16 protein-coding genes are annotated in these 17,054 nt (G+C 41.5%); 5 read left to right on the top strand and 11 right to left on the bottom strand.

Annotated features, from left to right (window positions below):
* Positions 1-43: 43 nt before the first annotated feature.
* The 6 genes from ACY8DT_RS10640 to ACY8DT_RS10615 all read right to left on the bottom strand — a co-directional run bounded on the left by ACY8DT_RS10640 (position 44) and on the right by ACY8DT_RS10615 (position 5,963).
* The gene (locus ACY8DT_RS10640) at positions 44-1,255 is read right to left on the bottom strand and encodes a lipopolysaccharide biosynthesis protein (protein WP_462420283.1); all 1,212 of its coding nucleotides are present in this window, start codon (positions 1,253-1,255) and stop codon (positions 44-46) included.
* Between the two features lie 22 nt (positions 1,256-1,277).
* On the bottom strand, positions 1,278-1,448 hold the full coding sequence (locus tag ACY8DT_RS10635) for a hypothetical protein (protein ID WP_462420282.1): 171 nt from the start codon (positions 1,446-1,448) through the stop codon (positions 1,278-1,280).
* A 252-nt stretch (positions 1,449-1,700) separates the two neighbouring features.
* Positions 1,701-2,888 carry a 2-methylaconitate cis-trans isomerase PrpF family protein gene (locus tag ACY8DT_RS10630; RefSeq protein ID WP_462420281.1) on the bottom strand — a complete coding sequence of 396 codons (1,188 nt, stop codon included), beginning with the start codon at positions 2,886-2,888 and terminating at the stop codon, positions 1,701-1,703.
* Between the two features lie 20 nt (positions 2,889-2,908).
* Entirely contained in the window at positions 2,909-3,352 is a 444-nt protein-coding gene (locus ACY8DT_RS10625) for a tripartite tricarboxylate transporter TctB family protein (protein ID WP_462420280.1), read from the bottom strand.
* On the bottom strand, positions 3,349-4,836 hold the full coding sequence (locus ACY8DT_RS10620; RefSeq protein WP_462420279.1) for a tripartite tricarboxylate transporter permease: 1,488 nt from the start codon (positions 4,834-4,836) through the stop codon (positions 3,349-3,351). The genes ACY8DT_RS10625 and ACY8DT_RS10620 overlap by 4 nt, the downstream gene beginning before the upstream one ends.
* Positions 4,837-4,847: 11 nt before the next feature.
* Positions 4,848-5,963 (bottom strand): hypothetical protein, encoded by a 1,116-nt coding sequence (locus ACY8DT_RS10615; protein WP_462420278.1) that lies wholly within the window; start codon positions 5,961-5,963, stop codon positions 4,848-4,850.
* Positions 5,964-6,131: 168 nt separating this feature from the next.
* On the opposite strand from ACY8DT_RS10615, the gene ACY8DT_RS10610 reads away from it, so the two are divergent.
* On the top strand, positions 6,132-7,001 hold the full coding sequence (locus tag ACY8DT_RS10610) for a LysR family transcriptional regulator (protein ID WP_462420277.1): 870 nt from the start codon (positions 6,132-6,134) through the stop codon (positions 6,999-7,001).
* Positions 7,002-7,196: 195 nt separating this feature from the next.
* On the opposite strand, the gene tcuA is transcribed toward ACY8DT_RS10610, so the two are convergent.
* The gene (tcuA, locus tag ACY8DT_RS10605) at positions 7,197-8,693 is read right to left on the bottom strand and encodes an FAD-dependent tricarballylate dehydrogenase TcuA (protein ID WP_462420276.1); all 1,497 of its coding nucleotides are present in this window, start codon (positions 8,691-8,693) and stop codon (positions 7,197-7,199) included.
* A gap of 219 nt (positions 8,694-8,912) precedes the next feature.
* Here tcuA and ACY8DT_RS10600 point away from each other — a divergent pair, with 219 nt between their 5' ends.
* The 4 genes from ACY8DT_RS10600 to ACY8DT_RS10585 all read left to right on the top strand — a co-directional run bounded on the left by ACY8DT_RS10600 (position 8,913) and on the right by ACY8DT_RS10585 (position 11,140).
* Positions 8,913-9,083 (top strand): hypothetical protein, encoded by a 171-nt coding sequence (locus ACY8DT_RS10600; RefSeq protein WP_462420275.1) that lies wholly within the window; start codon positions 8,913-8,915, stop codon positions 9,081-9,083.
* 399 nt (positions 9,084-9,482) lie between these two features.
* Positions 9,483-9,890 (top strand): ion channel, encoded by a 408-nt coding sequence (locus ACY8DT_RS10595; protein WP_462420274.1) that lies wholly within the window; start codon positions 9,483-9,485, stop codon positions 9,888-9,890.
* A 188-nt stretch (positions 9,891-10,078) separates the two neighbouring features.
* Positions 10,079-10,405, top strand: coding sequence for a four-helix bundle copper-binding protein (locus tag ACY8DT_RS10590; RefSeq protein WP_462420273.1), 327 nt, complete (start codon positions 10,079-10,081; stop codon positions 10,403-10,405).
* A 315-nt stretch (positions 10,406-10,720) separates the two neighbouring features.
* Complete coding sequence (locus ACY8DT_RS10585) at positions 10,721-11,140, top strand: universal stress protein (RefSeq protein WP_462420272.1); 420 nt, start codon at positions 10,721-10,723, stop codon at positions 11,138-11,140.
* 236 nt (positions 11,141-11,376) lie between these two features.
* On the opposite strand, the gene ACY8DT_RS10580 is transcribed toward ACY8DT_RS10585, so the two are convergent.
* The 4 genes from ACY8DT_RS10580 to ACY8DT_RS10565 form a co-directional block, all read right to left on the bottom strand.
* Entirely contained in the window at positions 11,377-12,270 is an 894-nt protein-coding gene (locus tag ACY8DT_RS10580) for an NAD(P)/FAD-dependent oxidoreductase (RefSeq protein WP_462420271.1), read from the bottom strand.
* 280 nt (positions 12,271-12,550) lie between these two features.
* On the bottom strand, positions 12,551-13,249 hold the full coding sequence (locus ACY8DT_RS10575) for an NAD(P)-binding domain-containing protein (protein WP_462420270.1): 699 nt from the start codon (positions 13,247-13,249) through the stop codon (positions 12,551-12,553).
* Between the two features lie 237 nt (positions 13,250-13,486).
* On the bottom strand, positions 13,487-15,205 hold the full coding sequence (locus tag ACY8DT_RS10570) for an alpha/beta hydrolase family protein (protein ID WP_462420269.1): 1,719 nt from the start codon (positions 15,203-15,205) through the stop codon (positions 13,487-13,489).
* Positions 15,206-15,301: 96 nt separating this feature from the next.
* Positions 15,302-16,978: a glutathione ABC transporter substrate-binding protein gene (locus tag ACY8DT_RS10565; protein WP_462420268.1), complete on the bottom strand. Its 1,677-nt coding sequence runs from the start codon at positions 16,976-16,978 to the stop codon at positions 15,302-15,304.
* Positions 16,979-17,054 lie beyond the last annotated feature (76 nt).

Here is a 17,054-nt window from a genome sequence, read left to right as displayed (position 1 = left end):
AGATACGAAGAATGCCGCTGCAGCGAATACACCATATACTATTTTATTGATAAGCCTCCCTCCTTCTCACATGGACATTGTAATAAACTGCTTTTGACACTGTATTCAAAACGCTCAGAAGTAATAACGTCAATGCTGCGCCCAATAGACCATATTCATCCACCAGTACGTAACCGATGACCAAAGTGATGATGGAGACACCTGCAAGGATGAACGGCTGAAGTTTTAAAGCACCACTGATCAGAAGTGATGAATCATATGACCAGCCGGACATGCTCAATGAAATGACCGCACTGAATATATACAGCAGATAACTGTGTTCAGCAAATTCTTCTGAAAATAAGACCGTCAATAGAAACTCTCCAAAAAAATAAGAAGGGATGATGAAGAGTAAGCCGACGATTACTGCAAGGATATTTATATATATATTCAAAAACTTATTGAATTTGTGTATGTTTACGGCGTAAATGTCTTTTAAGTAAGGCAGTAATGTCTGATTCAGAGTAGTCATCAGCAAATCGAAAATGGTGATGATATAAAGTATCCCTGCGAATATTCCCACTGCTTCCAGACTTGCCATCTGTTCCAGCAGATATTTCGGAATATTGCTTGAGAAGCTCAGCATTGCCTGAACCATCCCGAGCGGGATCAATATCATGAACAATTGCTTAAGGTTGACGTTCGATCTGTATTTATCCACGTCCACCAGAGATAAATTCACTTTCTTTTCAATCTGCAGATAGAAAAAGAAAAAGATTGTCTGGATTATGAGGGCAGTGGTCAGACTCCCGGTGAAGTAAAGCACTAAAAAGAACATCACGGTTGATGCAGTCACTTTCACTATGAGAAGTATCGCAGGTATATCGAATTTTTTCTCTTTGTTCGGATAAGCCTGGTAGTACTCAGTATTGATATCCAGTATTTTGATGAGGGCAACCAGTATGACAATCACTGCAATATCCGGATAGAAAAGCACTGAAATCAGAACAACAAAAATGAACGCGAAAAGATTGGACACTTCCCTGAACTTCATGAACTTTTGAAAGTCGATGTTGTCATTGGAAACGATATACGACCTCAGCTTCATATTGAACAATAATGTGACAGGTGCGGTGATTGCCAGAGCAAGCGTGTATACACCGAGTTCATATTCACTCAGAATTTTCACAATGAATATGACAATCAGAAACTTTGAAAGAGCGTTTATGATATTAGCGACAAATACATATGAAAGACTTCTAAATATATTTTTCATTGACATGACCCCGATTGGAAATCTAAAGTGTGATCCTGACCCGGATCTTTAAGCTTTTTTCAATTTCATTTTCATGTCTATTGCCGGTGAACCTTATCCCCTCAACATCAAATATTACCCATTTAATCAGCCTTTCAGCTTCATTTCTCCTCTCTACAGCAACCTCATCATTTATTATATTTACAATTTTCACTTAATTGATTTGACTTAAATATATCATCATTTCTAAAAATTAGGAAGGTAATTTTAAACTTTTCATATAAATTTACAATATATTCAGTTTGTTTTCAGATTTCTTACGGGTAATAGGATGTTACATCTTTCATCACATGGAGGCTTGATTGTACAGATGGCAGTGTTATTGAATATAGTAAAAATGTATAACCAATTAGCTCCGCATAAAAAATCAGCCCAAACCATAGTTGATTTGGACTGATCATTTTTTTTATATTGTCATTTTCCGCTTGTCACTGGTGATTTGTTTCTGCCAGAAAATCTGTTTTGCCACATACGCACTGCCTTCCATAATTCGTCTCGATGTTCTGGCAACAGCTGTTTTATGAAATATGGCTGTTTTGCCGTCATCTTCGATATCGATGACGAATTTCATCTTTCCTGTCGGGTGGCCGATGGTGACGTCGGCGGTATTTCCGTTACTTTCATATACATCATGCACTATCGTTCCTTTCAACTGTGAAGCACTGGCTGTACAGATTCCACCTGTAACGGGAAAGGCTTTGTGCATTTTCTGCATGGACATTGCTCTTCCTGTAATGTTGATATCTCCTGCTGAAATTTTTTCTTCTGTTTCTGAAATATAGTTCTGTCTTTCGGATACAAGGATCACTTTCGGTGAGGACGGCGTTTTATTGACCGCTTCATCCGCATATTCTACAAAACCGATTCTTTCGGCTGCGGTCCCGCGGATTTCTTCCAAAATATCCAAGTGATATCGTGACAGTTCACTGCTCAATTCCGTGCCATTCAGTCCGATGCTTTCTGCTTTTACAAAGACGGCAGGTGTTGCGACATCGACAATACTCACTTCAACGTCTTTGAAGTCTTCCAGATCAAAGCGCTCTTTTCTTTTTCCCGTCGGGAAAAGCTGACCGGTTTTTGAACCTGCTGCATCGATGAAATGTAGAACGATCTTAGAGCCCGTTCCCGGGACGCCGTCAATGGAATAATCGCCTTCACTTACCGCTTTACCATTGAAGACAGGAACTTCTGCATTGATCACTTTGTTAGTATTCGTATTGTAGATTTTGACCGTTGTCACCGGTTCCTCGATTTCAACCAGGCCTTCGTCTATCGCAAACGGCCCGATACCGCTCAGTATATTGCCGCAGTTTGAATTATAGTCCACGTTTCCCGTCGTCACATCCACCTGGCCGAATGTATAGTCGATATCCGCATCTTCCCGTTTCGACACACTCACTATGGCGACTTTGCTCGTCAATGAATTTGCACCGCCAAGGCCGTCAATCTGTCTTTCATCAGCACCGCCGAATATGGATGAAATGACCTTGTCCCGTGTGACGGGGTCCGACGGCAATTCATTTTTCATTATATATACACCTTTACTCGTTCCGCCTCTGATGATTACAGAACGGATCTTTTCAAATTCATGCATATCATGATTTCCTTTCTATATTATAGTCCCAGCAGGCTCGAGGGCCATGCAATATTGATTGCAGCGCTCAAATATGACACGACGACTAAAACGATTGCGACGGATACCATTGATTCGATGACTTTCATCTTTGATTCAAATATTAAGAACACGAACAGGAATATCGATGTTGAGATGAGAAAACCAAAGATGTACATCATGATCAGGTAACCGATCACCCATCCGATGTAACGGAAGGGCATGAGTATTAAAACATGTTCTCCACGTTCTTCAGCCGTCGTTTCCTTTCTGTAGTCGATGATCGTCTTGATCAGATACACTAAAGAGAGGATTGATCCGGCCATTGAAATGTACAGCGGGAAAAATTGTGCCAGCCTGGAAAATGTCGTTGCTTCCACCCATGCCACTGTGAACAACAGGAATATGAAGCCTGTAAATAAAATATTCGCTAATGCCTTGTTCATTGGCTGTCACCTCCGCTTTCCACTTTTTTACTGAACTTCTTCATCACAGCACCTCCGCTAAGAAGCATGACGATGATGATGGCGATACCGATGACCATCGGGTTGGTAATCCATTCCCAGCCGTATCTTTCAATCGATATCCAGTAATATCTTTCCGCTGCCATCGCCAGTACGAAACCGATGAGAAGCGGCGGTCTCGGCCAGTCGAGAATGGTCATGACATAACCCAGAAGACCGATGATGACAAAGACGACCAGGTCGCCCCATGACAAGTTACTCTGATAAGCACCGATGACCAGCAGCACAAGCAGGAACGGCACGATCTTCTCACCTTTGATCAGACTGATTTTGGATATCGGTCTGACGAGCAGTAAACAGAGTAGAGCACCAAATATATTGGCAAATACCAGCGTCCAGACAATCGATAATGTAACGTCCAGATCTGTCGTGATCATTGACGGGCCTGCCTCCAGCCCCATCAGAGTGAGACCGCCGAGCAGAATCGCAGTCGTCCCGCTCCCCGGTATACCGAACAAAAGTGTCGGTACGAGAGACCCGCCTTCTTTGGCGTTATTCGCACTTTCAGGTGCGATGACACCTCTGATGTCCCCTTCACCGAAACGGTTGTTTTTAACTGTCTTTTTACCAAAGCCGTATGCAATCCAGTCGACGACACTGCCGCCGAGCCCCGGTACGAAGCCGATCAGTACGCCGACGACGGCGCTTCTGAGGACGAGAAATTTATTTTTAATCGTTTCTTTTACGCCTGCGAGCACCCCGCCCTTCAGTTTCTCACTGTCAGACACTTTCTTCTTGTCGGTCAGCATCGTGATGATGATCGGGAAAGCGAATATCGCTATTGCGACGACTGGCAGCGAAATACCATTCGTCAAATATAAAGTATCAAAAGTATAGCGGTATTCCGGTACTGCAGGTGCGCTGCCGACTGCTCCGATCAACAGGCCGAGCAGCCCGGAAAGCACCCCTTTGAAGACCGATTTGCCGGCAAGCATGCCCGTCATGCTCAGACCGAGCATCGTCAGCATGAACAGTTCCGGTGAACTGAATGAGGTGATCAATGGTTCAGCAAATGGAATCGTCAGGAATAATGCAATACCCCCGATGACACCGCCGACCATCGAAGCGAAAAATGAAGCGCCCATCGCTTTTGCCGCTTCGCCTCTTTGAGCCATCGGGTACCCATCCATGATGGTTGCCTGGGAGCCTGAAGTGCCCGGAATGCCGAGTAATATTGATGGGAAAGTATCCCCTGTGTGGATGACGGCAACCATACCGATCAGAAGTGCCATCCCCACGTATGGATCCATGCCGAAAACGAATGGGAGCAGCAGTGCCATACCGACAGTCCCGCTTAATCCAGGCAACAGCCCGACTATGATACCGACGCCGATTCCAAGGAACATATACACCATCCTGGAGGGGTCGAGTACGATTGACAGTGCTTCAATTGCGCTTTCTATCATTTAAACCCCTCCTATAACTCTGTGATGTCCATTTCATATTCTTCCAGCAGATACTCCTGTATCAGGGCTTTATTACTGTCGGAAATATTGAATGCATTGTTGATGCGTTCTTCAAGTGCTTCTCCGCTCAAGACATCATAGCCTTCCAGCACTTCCTGAGATTTTTCATGAAATGCGTCGTCCCCTTTAATGTCTTCGACACCGGCCTGCAGCTTTTCTATTTCTTCCTCTGGTGCATCCTCATGGACCCAGATGGCTTTATTCAATGTATAAGAAGCGTTCACCATCTGCTTGAATGCCTCCCATGTTTCACCGGAAGGTTTTTCACCGTACTGCTCGACATACACCTCTTCAACCGTTGGCAGATCCGGGAATTGCGGATCGCGCGTGAGATTGCCGTCTTCATCGATCTGACCGAGAGAATATAACGGTTCAGCATTGCCTCTTTCCACCATCGGCTCTACATTATTGCTATAGGCTGTCGTCGTCTGATAATCGATGTTGCTTTCACCCTGTTCAAAAGCGACTCTTGACGGCCCGCGCCCTTCATAACCCAATACTGCCTCGAAATCGAGTCCCAGTACTTCATATGAAAGAAGTGTCGCAAGGTCGAGTCCGCTTGGTGAAATGCCTGCATAATAGAGCGTTTCATCGAAACTCGCCAAATCCTCATTCATCTGTGCCGCATTTTCCGGCGTCGTATAGACGACTCCGCCTGTTGGAGACCCGACAATCGGCTTGAAATTTTCCAAATCGAATTCTACAGAAGACTGGTCAAGCATATATGGAATATGTGATGATGCACTTGATGTCAGTATATGGCTGCCGTCACGGGGCTTTTGGAGCGCAAAATCATTAGTGCCTGTAATACTCGCCCCGCCCGGAATATTTTCTACCTGCACTTTAGGATTGGCATCCATATGTTCAGAAAAGTATGGTGTGAAGAACCGGCCGTATATATCAGTCCCGCCACCCGCTTCAAACGGTACGACAAATGTCAGTAAATCGTGGCCGGCAGAATCATCACCGCCAGGGTTTGCGATACCACCATCATCGTTCAATGGATTCAGTGCCATCAATGCACCACATAAAAATATAATGACTATCATCACAAATGTTTTTTTCATATTGATCATCCCCCCGAATGTTATATTCTCTACAGTAAACGCTTTCACTGCATAAGTGAAATATTGAATATTTATGTTATGTGATAGAATAATTTGATAACATTGATTTTAAAAGGCATAATATACTACGTATAGACTAAATATTTAAAAAATTCAAGGTGATATTTCATGGATAATAAAGACTGGAAAATGTTGAATGTGCTATATGATGAAAAAAACATCACAAGAACAGCAGAAAAACTGTTTGTTTCCCAGCCGTCCCTCAGCTACAGGCTTAAAAATCTGGAAGAGGAAATCGGCACGGGGCTGATAATAAAAACCAAAACAGGCATTGAGTTTACTGCTGAAGGGGAATATCTCGTCAGCTACTCGAAGGAGATGCTGAAACAGCTGCAGATCATGAAAGATAACATCAATAATATGGAAGAGGAAATCGCAGGCACTTTGAAGATTGGTGCATCGAGCAACTTTGCGCAGTATATCATGCCCGACCTGTTGAAATCTTTTTCATTGAAGTATCCGAAAGTGCATTTCAATGTCACTACAGGATGGAGCAGAATCATCCACGGTGCCTTATTGAAAGGATCCATCCATGTAGGGATCGTAAGAACAGATTACCCTGGACATAAAGAAAAGATATTACTGAACAGAGAACCGTTGTATATCATCTCTCAGAAAAAACTGAACTTGAACCGCCTGCCTGAATATAAACAGATCGAATATAAGACGGATGCTTCATTAAAGGGCATCATCGACAGCTGGTGGGCAGACCGTTATTCATCACCTGCCAATGTAGAGATGGAAGTCGACCGTCTGGAAACGAGCAAGGAACTGGTCAAAAGCGGTCTCGGTTATGCCGTCGTTCCGGCCATCTGCCTGAAAGCGGAAGACAATGTATTTAAAGAAGAAGTCAGACTGGCTGACGGGACGCCCGTCACAAGAGATTCGTGGCTGATGTATAACGCAGACGTCGAACATCTGTCAATCGTCAGCAAATTCATAGAACATATCCGGACGTGGGGAAATGTCGAACAATGACAAATATAGCGGCTAAGATAAAACTATCCTCAAAATAAAATAACCGTACGTTTTCTTTCCTGGGGCATCGCGCAAGCCTTTAGTCTTGCGCAGATGCGCTTCCCCTAGGAGTAAAACATACGGTATTTTTGATTATTATTTATCACTTTCTTTTATTATGGACTTTTGTTCCATCCGCTATAATTTGTCTTTCCATCAGATTTTTGCAGGCTGTTTCAAATATTCCCTTACAGAGTCGCCTGCCGTCCTGCCGTAGACCGAACCTGACATCAACCCCGATCCGCCCGGATAGTTATGGTAGAACAAGTCGCCCACCATTTCCCCTGCTGCATAGAGACCGTCTATCTTTTCACCATTTTCATCCAGCACTTCCGCCTGATCGTTCACTTTGAGTGCACCGAATGTGAATGTGATGCCGCAGGTAACCGGGTATGCGTAAAATGGCCCTTCTTCAAATTTCAATGCCCAGTTGGTCTTTTCGGGAATGAGCCCCTTAGTGGACTTGCCGTCTTTTACACCCGGGTTGTAGTCCCCTTCCTGTACAGCGGCGTTATATCCTTCGATCGTCTCCAGGAAATTGTCCTTGTCGACGTCCATTTTTTCTGCAAGAGACTCTAAAGTATCCGCTTCAATGACTGTCGCTTCATCAAGGTCGTATTCTTTCCTGAGCAGGTGTCTCACTTGTGAATCATAGATCTGGAATGCTTTCTGATCTGTCTGCTTCAAAGTTTCCTTACCATATTTGGCATAAGTATAGTTTCTGAAATCCAGACCTTCGTCTACAAAGCGCTCTCCTTCGACATTCACAATGAGACCGAGTGGATAAGACGACTTTTTATAGATATCCCCCGGCTTCGAGTAATCTCCCGTACGCGGCGCGTTGTAATCCGTCGTATGTGCGTGACAGCCGTCATACTGTCCGGCCCTTGCAGCTCCAACTTCCAGTGCCATTGAAATGCCGTCCCCCGTATTGTACTCGCTGCCGCGCACGACTGCATTTTCCCACTGCCTGCCCAAATATTTCAGACGTTTTTCCTTATTGGCTTCAAAACCGCCGCTTGCCAAGATTACAGAACGGCACTCGACCCGCACCTCACCGTGCGCTTTACTGTCGACCTGTATACCCGAGATTTTACCATCCGTCTTTTCAACAGATACCGCCGGTGATTCATACCATATATCAATGCCGCTTTCATCCGCTTTTTCAAATAACGCTTCGACGAGCCCGATCCCTTTATCGACTGTTTTGATCGGCAGCCCGCCCCAGAACACTTTCTTGCCATCCCGCTCAAAGTACTGGTTTTCATTCAGCTGGAACTTCACGCCCTGCTCTTTCATCCAGAGAATCGTCTCGTAGGATTTTGAGCTGAGATGGTCAGCCAGGGCTGGATTACTCTTATTTTGCGTCACTTTCATGATGTCACCGTAATAGTCCTCTTTGGAGTACTCAGGCATTTCAATGTTTGCGAGTTCATCTTCACTGAGATCATCTACTATATTGGCAAGCCCTTCTTTATCATGATAAGCCAGTCTGATTGCACCATCGGTGAAGAATGAATTCCCGCCACGTTTATGTTTCGGGCCCTTTTCCACCATTAAAACTTTCAAGCCTTCTTCGTTTGCGCTGATTGCAGCACTCAGTGCCGCGTTTCCAGTTCCGACGACTACAACGTCATAATTATGTTTTGTCATGTTCATACCCCTCACTTAAGATTTGTATCTTCAGAATAGGACAAGCATCATGATAAGTAAAATATTGTTTTTGTATAAAGTATGATAGAAATTATTAATAACACCTTGATTTGAAGGGCTGACATCATTTGATGATGATCTCGTCCACTAAAAAGTATGGCATTTACACTGGTGCCAAGTTGCACTACAATGAAAAAAAAGCACATAAAGGAGATATAGATGAAAGCAATATTATTGATGATCGGTATTTTTCTGCTGCTCGTTGTTTCATTCGTAATCATTTGGTTTATGACCGCAGACCGTGCTGGAAATGCGGCCATGCTTCCTGAAAATATCATTGAGTATGTGGAAGCTGACCAAGAAACCTTCCATAATCAAATGTTCATTTAAATATATCCATAATTTTTAATTAGTGACATAACGATGAAATTCATCTTTGTACAAATGAATAATCACAAAGATAAAAGAAAATCCTGTCAACAGTAATAATACTGATGACAGGATTTCATATTCATCTCCGATGAATAATAGAGACTTCATCAGCCTGCACTGCTCAAATGTAGTGATAAAATGTTTTAATAATTATAAAAAGGAAATTATTAAGTAAAAGTACAGGTGTCTGGTCGAACAGTTGCATGCGATGCAGAGAAATGACTATCATGCTGGCGAAGCTGGTAGAACTTTATTGTTTTAAAAAATTAAAACCGATAACGATTGTATGTGCATCTCCATACAGGCTGGATCTCTGATCCGGCCTGATGAATCTTGAACCACTTTTGGGGGGATTGGATGGCAGAAGTATTTCTCACAATTTTCATTATTTTTTTCCTGTTCCAGATCGGCGCATTTGCGAAGACAAGAGGTGATATGAAACAGACACATAAATTTTCATTGCAATGGCCGCTTTATCTATATATTTTCACTGTGATGTTTTCGCTCACTCTGACTTTTGCGATAATCTATTATATCATTTCGTTCGATACGCCGATTTTGATCGACAGCAACCAGGGGGAAATAATGACCAATCACAACTTTGCAGAAATGATCTACTACAGCGGTGTGACACTGCTTTCCATAGGTTACGGGGACTTGAACTCCCTTGGTGCTGTACGGTATATTTCACTGTTTGAAGGCTTTCTCGGCATTGTCATCCCTACCGTTATCTTTGTCAGCGAAATCGCTAAACATAAAAATTGATGAACAAATGGTCATTCTTATCCGGCGTTCCTAGTACTGCTAAAAACTTAATATTTTATTCCAGCAATCACTTTTCCTGTAGCCGAACGCGGGTCGTTGCGCCCGTTTTTTTCGGAGACAACGGAAGTTTTAAAATTGGATTTAAGGGAAATGACATAGTGAATTCAAATCTACAGGAGGTCATTTGAATGGCTCATAAAGAACACCATCAGCTGATTGAGGCGTTACATGAATGTATGGAGGCGTGCAATCATTGTTTTGATGCATGCTTACAGGAAGAAGACGTCAAGATGATGGCGGAATGTATCCGTCTGGACCGTGAATGTGCCGATATCTGTGCATATGTCGAGCAGGCAGCGACGAGAAATTCGCCATTTGTAAAAGAACTGGCCGGTGTATGTGCAACAATCTGTGAGGCATGCGGCAATGAATGCCAGAAGCATGACCATGAGCATTGCCAGAAATGTGCGGAAGCGTGTTTCAAGTGTGCAGAAGAGTGTAAGGCAGTAGCGTAAAATCCAAAAAATAAAGACCTGAGGCATACATGAAATATGCCTCTTTTCTCATCCGGCTCTTTGTTCATATTTGATTGATCCTCTAGAGTCAGCCTTCTATACTTTTTGTTTATCTCATTTACATATTCTGTAACCTCTACTATAAAAGTTTCCGAATCAGCTTCTATAATTGATTATGATAAAAATCCGCATGATATCTTGTGAAATGTCATCATTATCCATTAAATTTCCAACTCTAATTTTTAGATTTGCCATTTGTTAAAATTGTTAGTACGTTTAATATAATAGCCAATACTCACGAAAGGACGTGGCAGTGTGCATAAGAATATTCTTTTACCGTACGATTTCGACAACTCTTTTTCAAATGTGTCCGAGCAGATAAAAAACATTGCGCCTGCAGATGACCATCTGATTACCATTTTTCATGTCATTCCGGAAGGCGAGGTTTCTGACAGTGTGATATTCGAAATGAGATATTATCCCGATCTCGTAAAGCAGAAGGAATCACAACTGGCGCCATTCTTGCAGGAACTCGATGAACTGAAACTGAACTGGAAGGTGAAGTTTCAAAGCGGCCGGGTCAGTTCAACAATCATGAAAGAAATCAATGGACATGACTATGATATTGTCGTCATGAGCAACAGGCGTTCCAAACGTGAACTGAAACATGTGCTCGGAAATGTCACCCAAAAAATCGCAAAACGTGCGAATATTCCTGTGCTCATCGTAAAGTGAGGAATTACAGGAATATCATTTCAAGCCGATGTCTCGGAATATAAGCCCGCATTGACCGCCATCCTTCTCCTGCCGACCGCTGCAAACAATCATGATATTTACTGACTTTATGTAAATAACGCTTAAAAAAGGATTGTCATTCAACCTGGAATGACAATCCTTTTTTATCTGTTTCGCTGTCACTTTTTTGTGGTTTCATTTGATCTCGCCAATCCCATTCCATCTCCCTGTCAAATTTAGAAATCCTTATTGATCAGATCCTTCATCATGACTTTCGCAATATCTGAGCCGCTTGCGGCGGCATTGATCAGATGGCTGGAAACGTTCGTCTCTGTTTCCCCGGCAGCGAATAGGCCGTGTATTGACGTTTCACCAAGCGGATTGATCCGCAGTCCACCGTCCTCTTCCCTGTCCGGGTCCAGGGTCTCCAGGAAGTCAAACCGGGTGTCCCAGGTCATCTTGGCAAACATGCCTTCAATGTTCTCCCTCGTGCCGTCCGCGAAGACGAGCGATTCCACCAGGCCGTCACTGCCTTCCATACTGGAAATGACCGATTCATTATAATCAAAACCTTTATTTTCGAGCATTTCTTTATCTTCATCGTCCAGGAAACTGTCGCCATCCGTGCATATGATGAGGTCGCTGCTCCAGTTGGCAATCAGCATGACGAGGTTACGCATAGAGTCTTCATCGACCATGACCGCAAGCCTGCGATTTCTCATTTCGTAGCCATCGCACCACGGGCAGTAGAATGCGGAAGTGCCATAAAACTGATCGAAGTTCTCAATATCAGGCGTCTTCTCCTTAAGCCCTGATGCGAGCAGGACATGGTGGCTCTTAAATTCATCCGACGTTGTGGATACGATGAATTCCTCCCCGTCTTTTTCGATATCCGTCACCCTGTCACTTTCCAGTGTCACATGTTCATACTTCAGCACATCACTCTGTGCATTTTCCCTGAATTCAGCCGGACTGGTGCCATCCTGAGTCAGAAAGCCGTTTGACATTTCCGTCACTCTGTTCCTCGGCTTCCCTCTATCAATGATGAGCGTCCGTTTCAATCCGCGTCCGAAATTCAGGGCAGCACTCAGTCCCGCAGGCCCGCCGCCGATGATGATTACATCATACATATTCATTCCACCTTCATTTATATATGTTAAATAAATTACATTCACATATATATTATCTTCCCGATTCATGGAATATTAATGCCCTCTATAATAAAAAAATCATATCCACCGAATGGGTGAACATGATTTTTCATATATCCTGTCGCAATAGAGAATCCCATTACTGGACACTCCAATAGCAATATAGATGTGATTTCAGTTTCTAAAAGCATTCGTAAATTCAGTACGTTTCGTCATTTTAAGAGGCAATTATAAATTGCATTGAGCTAAAAGTGAAATATCATGATTTATTCTTCTCTTTGATCTCTTCCATTATTTTCAGCATAAATCCATCAAAATCGCCTTCTCTATAAAGTCTCATCGAATTAGGGAAAATAGTATCCATCGCTTTTTCACTATATTCATCCCGATAATCTTTTGTCTCTTCTTTGAATTGAACGCATGCTTCAATTATTGTTCTTACCGCAAGTCCATTAACTTCCCTGACAATGTCTTCGTTGTCTTCAAATAGTTTACCAATCTCTTCAAATAAAAATCGGATACTTTGAAACCCCTCTGTATCCATTGGGGTTTCCGTTATAAATACACCATCACCATGTTCATATAAATAATTTGCATGACCAACCATCTTTACACCGTATATTTGAAGTTCCGGAAACTCTTTTTGCAACTCTTTTGTATCTATAAGTGTAGATAAATTAACAAAATTCGGAGCTATGCCGTTTGAAGCAATCTCTTTCTGTGCTTCTTTTAAAAAACTGCGAATCACTTCAGATGGTAATGCCAATAAAACCACTTTTTGTTTTAGCAATTCAGTAAAATCAACAGATTCAACTTTATCGAACCTGCCGGCAAATTCGCTTCGTCTATTTGAATCTGGATGATAAACAAAAACATTTACATTTTTACTTTCCAACTGCTTTGTCAAAGCTTCTCCTAAATGACCGATCCCTGCAACGCCGCATGTAGTCAATATCATCGTCTCCTATTTATGTATTTTAATTTAAAATTATCTATAATAAAACTTTACCATAGGTATCCTTGACATAGTAGTTTTCAAAGGTTATAAAAAGAACTTCCGAGAGTGAGTATTCATTTTATTTCACTTACAGATTAGGATCGGTTGGTGAATCAGTAGATTGATTCAGCATACAAATCTAATCTCCTTAGTCTAGTTTTAGCAGACCCCCACACATGTCTCTTCCACTACCTATATTCAATATACCCCTAAAAACTCCTTGATTTTCCTCTCCATATCATCCAAATTCTCTTTCCTCTTATATATATGGCCTTCATTTTCATAAGATGTGAACATCACATGTTGGTTATTGTTTTTCATTGATTCCACTAATTGAACGGATTCGGAATTAGGTACTCTTGTATCATGTACACTGTGGAATACCAAAAGAGGAACTTGAATATCTTTCGCTCTCGGCAGCGGTGATATCTCTTCAAAAAATTCATCATGCTTGCCGAGGACCCCATATTCAGAAGACCGTTGTTTTCTTCTCCATGGCGAGGTATTCGTTAGGAATGTTTTTAAATGTGATATTCCAACGATATCTATAGCAGATCGCCATAACTCAGGATGATGCGTGATTAAAAGAAGTGTCATGAAACCACCGTAACTGATGCCCATTAATGAAATATTGTCTTTATCACAGTCATGATTTGAGATTAGATTTTCTCTTAAAGAGAGTACATCTTTCATAGCATCAAGGCGCTTTATCTGATTATCCAATTCAAGATAGTATCTGCCGTAACCCTTACTGCCTCTTATATTAGGAATGACAATTGAGATGCCCTGCTGCTGTAGTTGATAGTATAATTCTTTGAATTCAGGTCTCTCCTGTGACTCAGGACCGCCGTGTATATAGATTAAAGTCGGTGCTTTACCCACATTTTCAGATTCATACATAAAATAAGGCACATCCAGCCCATCAAACGACTTATATGAATGCATTTTCCAGTTGATTGTTTCCGCTGTACCGTTGTTCTCCACCAGAGTGCTGTAAGTATTACTCTGAAGGTTATAGTTTACGATACAGTGCGGTACATCAACAGATGAAAATAAAATTAATAACTGATTTTCATCCCTCTTTTGGATTGAATGGATCACAACATCGTTTCTGAATTCAATTTCTGTAATATCACCAGTATCAACATCAAAGTTATATAATTTGGAACAACCGTTCTCGTTTACTATAACCGTTGCCTGATCGTACCTTTCGGACCAGACAATATGTTCAATGTCCCAACTAAATGATGTCAATCTTTGATAAGACCAATCGATAAGATTTAATTTATAAACATTGATGAAGCCTGTTTCCCAGTCAGATAAGCAGTATGCGTAGTCTTTTCCATCAACATTAGTAAAACTGAGAAACCTGGAAGGTGCAATGGGTAACTTCTCAACTTTCAATGAATCAGTATTAAAAATGTATAGCTGCTTCATAATATTACTGTTTTCATATGTTAATAATAATTGGTTATTTTCTATAGAAGATAAGATTACGACCGGCGCATCAAAATCATATAAAACCTTTAGTTCCTCAGTTCTTTTTATCAGACACAGTTCAAATGCTGATGAATCATGATGATTTCTGATTATATAATAACCATCCTGATTTTCATCGTATGTTCCATAGTGATGAAAATATTCCTCATCTTTTATTAATGGATTCAAATCATTTTGATTTTCCAAGCTATATAATTGATGCCGTTCATTGCCATTATAGTCAATTGCCACAATATTATCATTTGGCTCCAACCAGTAGTCGTTTATATTCTGATCTTCATCTGTCACTTGAACTTTTTCATCATTATCTAAATCATACTTCCATAAATTGTGGATGCCACTCTCATCACTGATATAGTAAATAATATTTTGTCTTTCATCATACTTCATATTTAAATATTTGTTGAAATGATTCACCAAATTCTCTCCTTTGCTTATTGAATAATATAAAAAGAGGCAAACAATAATGCAGTGAAATGTTTGCCTCTCTTAGCGGTAATTCAGGACCTTAGTTTATTGCTCTGTAAAATTCACTTCTCTAAAATCGAAAAGGTTGAATCTGTCAACATCGATACCTTCCACATTGTTATTATTAGCATGCAGGTTTTCGCCGTATCTAATATAGATGCTTGCTGCATCGTCCACCAGAAGCTGTTGTGCCTCTTCATAGATCTGCTGACGCTCTTCTTCATCACTCACTTGTCTACCTTCATCAAGTAAAGCATCCAATTCCGCGTTATCATAAAATGTACGATTTCCTGAACCACCAAAGTTTTCGGAGTGATATAACGGCGCCAGTCCATTATCCGGGCCACCTGTGAAATTGAACCATCCCAATACCAGCATGTCATGCTCACCTTCAGCAGTAACATCCAGAAACGCCCCCAGTTCGACCTGTTCCACTGTCACATCGATATTAAGTTCAGCCAGCGATTCCTGTAAAAATACCGCCAGATCAATACGTTCAGGGTTATCATCCTGGACCATAAGTGTTATATCAAAACCATCAGAATAGCCCGCTTCATCTAATAATTCCTGTGCCCTTTCCATATCATACTCCAACACTTCAATATCTTCTGAATAGCCGATTACACCTGGTGCCAACGGACCAATTGCCGGTTCACCGGAATCGTTATATATACCTTCCAACACAGCTTCTTTATCTAACGCATGTGTAATCGCCTGTCTCACCAATGAATCATCAAGTGGCTCTTTAGAAGTATTGAACCCGATATAATCTAACGATATAGATTCATTTGTAGACAATGTCGCCTCATCATTATTTTCAACTCTGTCTATGTTATTCGTTTGAACAGATACTATAAAATCAGAAGTTCCTGTTTCCAGTTCAGCCAATCTAGATCCAGTTTCACTGACAACTTTGTATGTAACACTATCAACTGTAGGCGAACCACCCCAGTAATCATCATACTTATTCAAAACAGTATTTTCACCAGGATTCCTCGACTCAAACTGCAAATAGTTAGTACCTACCGGCTCTTGTTCGATTAAAGTGCTGACATCATTTCCTATTGCGTTTGCTATTTCTTCATGAGCCTCGCCACCCTCACTGCGAAGTTCATAATATTCCTCCACCGTCATATCTTCACCAGCTTCTGACAGTGCATTTTCATAATCAGCATCGATCAAATCTTTACTGATCATTTTTCCTGCCCCATGAGTTAAGCTATTCAATAATGGTGAGAATGGGTATTCAAGTTTAAATTCTACTGTATGGTCGTCAATAACATTGACCTCAGAAATCGCTTCCAATAAAAAGGCCCTTGGAGAAGCAACAGCAGGATCCAACAAACGGTCAATATTCGCTTTTACAACTTCCGCATTGAATTCACTTCCATCATGAAAAGTAACCCCTTCTCTCAATGAAAACTCCCATGTTGTTTCATCGATTTCTTCCCACTCTTCAGCAAGTAACGGCACCAATTCTAAATCCTCATCCAGAGTTATCAATGGTTCGTAAATCTCATCTCTGATTTGCTCGGATGGTACATCATTATTACCATGTGGATCCATTGAAATCGCATCACTCGGAATTGCGACTGTTAGATCCCCACCGTTTGACGTTTCAGCATCACCAGTCGTTTCTTCACCGACATTATCATCATCTGTACATGCTGCTAATACTAATACCAAAATACTGACTAAAAAAAGTTGTTTGATTTCCTTCATAATTTCCCCCTTTATTGATTTTTTACACTTAAAATAATCATACGCTATTATTAATACTCATTCAATCTAATTCTCT

The sequence above is a fragment of the Salinicoccus sp. Marseille-QA3875 genome (assembly GCF_054950095.1).
This window is presented reverse-complemented; position numbering and strand designations above follow the sequence as displayed.

Excerpts from the sequence above, each read along its gene's own strand:
- ACY8DT_RS10640 (WP_462420283.1), bottom strand. The coding sequence starts at position 1,255 with ATGAAAAATATATTTAGAAGTCTTTCATATGTATTTGTCGCTAATATC.
- ACY8DT_RS10630 (WP_462420281.1), bottom strand. The coding sequence starts at position 2,888 with ATGCATGAATTTGAAAAGATCCGTTCTGTAATCATCAGAGGCGGAACG.
- ACY8DT_RS10625 (WP_462420280.1), bottom strand. The coding sequence starts at position 3,352 with ATGAACAAGGCATTAGCGAATATTTTATTTACAGGCTTCATATTCCTG.
- ACY8DT_RS10620 (WP_462420279.1), bottom strand. The coding sequence starts at position 4,836 with ATGATAGAAAGCGCAATTGAAGCACTGTCAATCGTACTCGACCCCTCC.
- ACY8DT_RS10615 (WP_462420278.1), bottom strand. The coding sequence starts at position 5,963 with ATGAAAAAAACATTTGTGATGATAGTCATTATATTTTTATGTGGTGCA.
- ACY8DT_RS10610 (WP_462420277.1), top strand. The coding sequence starts at position 6,132 with ATGGATAATAAAGACTGGAAAATGTTGAATGTGCTATATGATGAAAAA.
- tcuA (WP_462420276.1), bottom strand. The coding sequence starts at position 8,693 with ATGACAAAACATAATTATGACGTTGTAGTCGTCGGAACTGGAAACGCG.
- ACY8DT_RS10600 (WP_462420275.1), top strand. The coding sequence starts at position 8,913 with ATGAAAGCAATATTATTGATGATCGGTATTTTTCTGCTGCTCGTTGTT.
- ACY8DT_RS10595 (WP_462420274.1), top strand. The coding sequence starts at position 9,483 with ATGGCAGAAGTATTTCTCACAATTTTCATTATTTTTTTCCTGTTCCAG.
- ACY8DT_RS10590 (WP_462420273.1), top strand. The coding sequence starts at position 10,079 with ATGGCTCATAAAGAACACCATCAGCTGATTGAGGCGTTACATGAATGT.
- ACY8DT_RS10580 (WP_462420271.1), bottom strand. The coding sequence starts at position 12,270 with ATGTATGATGTAATCATCATCGGCGGCGGGCCTGCGGGACTGAGTGCT.
- ACY8DT_RS10575 (WP_462420270.1), bottom strand. The coding sequence starts at position 13,249 with ATGATATTGACTACATGCGGCGTTGCAGGGATCGGTCATTTAGGAGAA.
- ACY8DT_RS10565 (WP_462420268.1), bottom strand. The coding sequence starts at position 16,978 with ATGAAGGAAATCAAACAACTTTTTTTAGTCAGTATTTTGGTATTAGTA.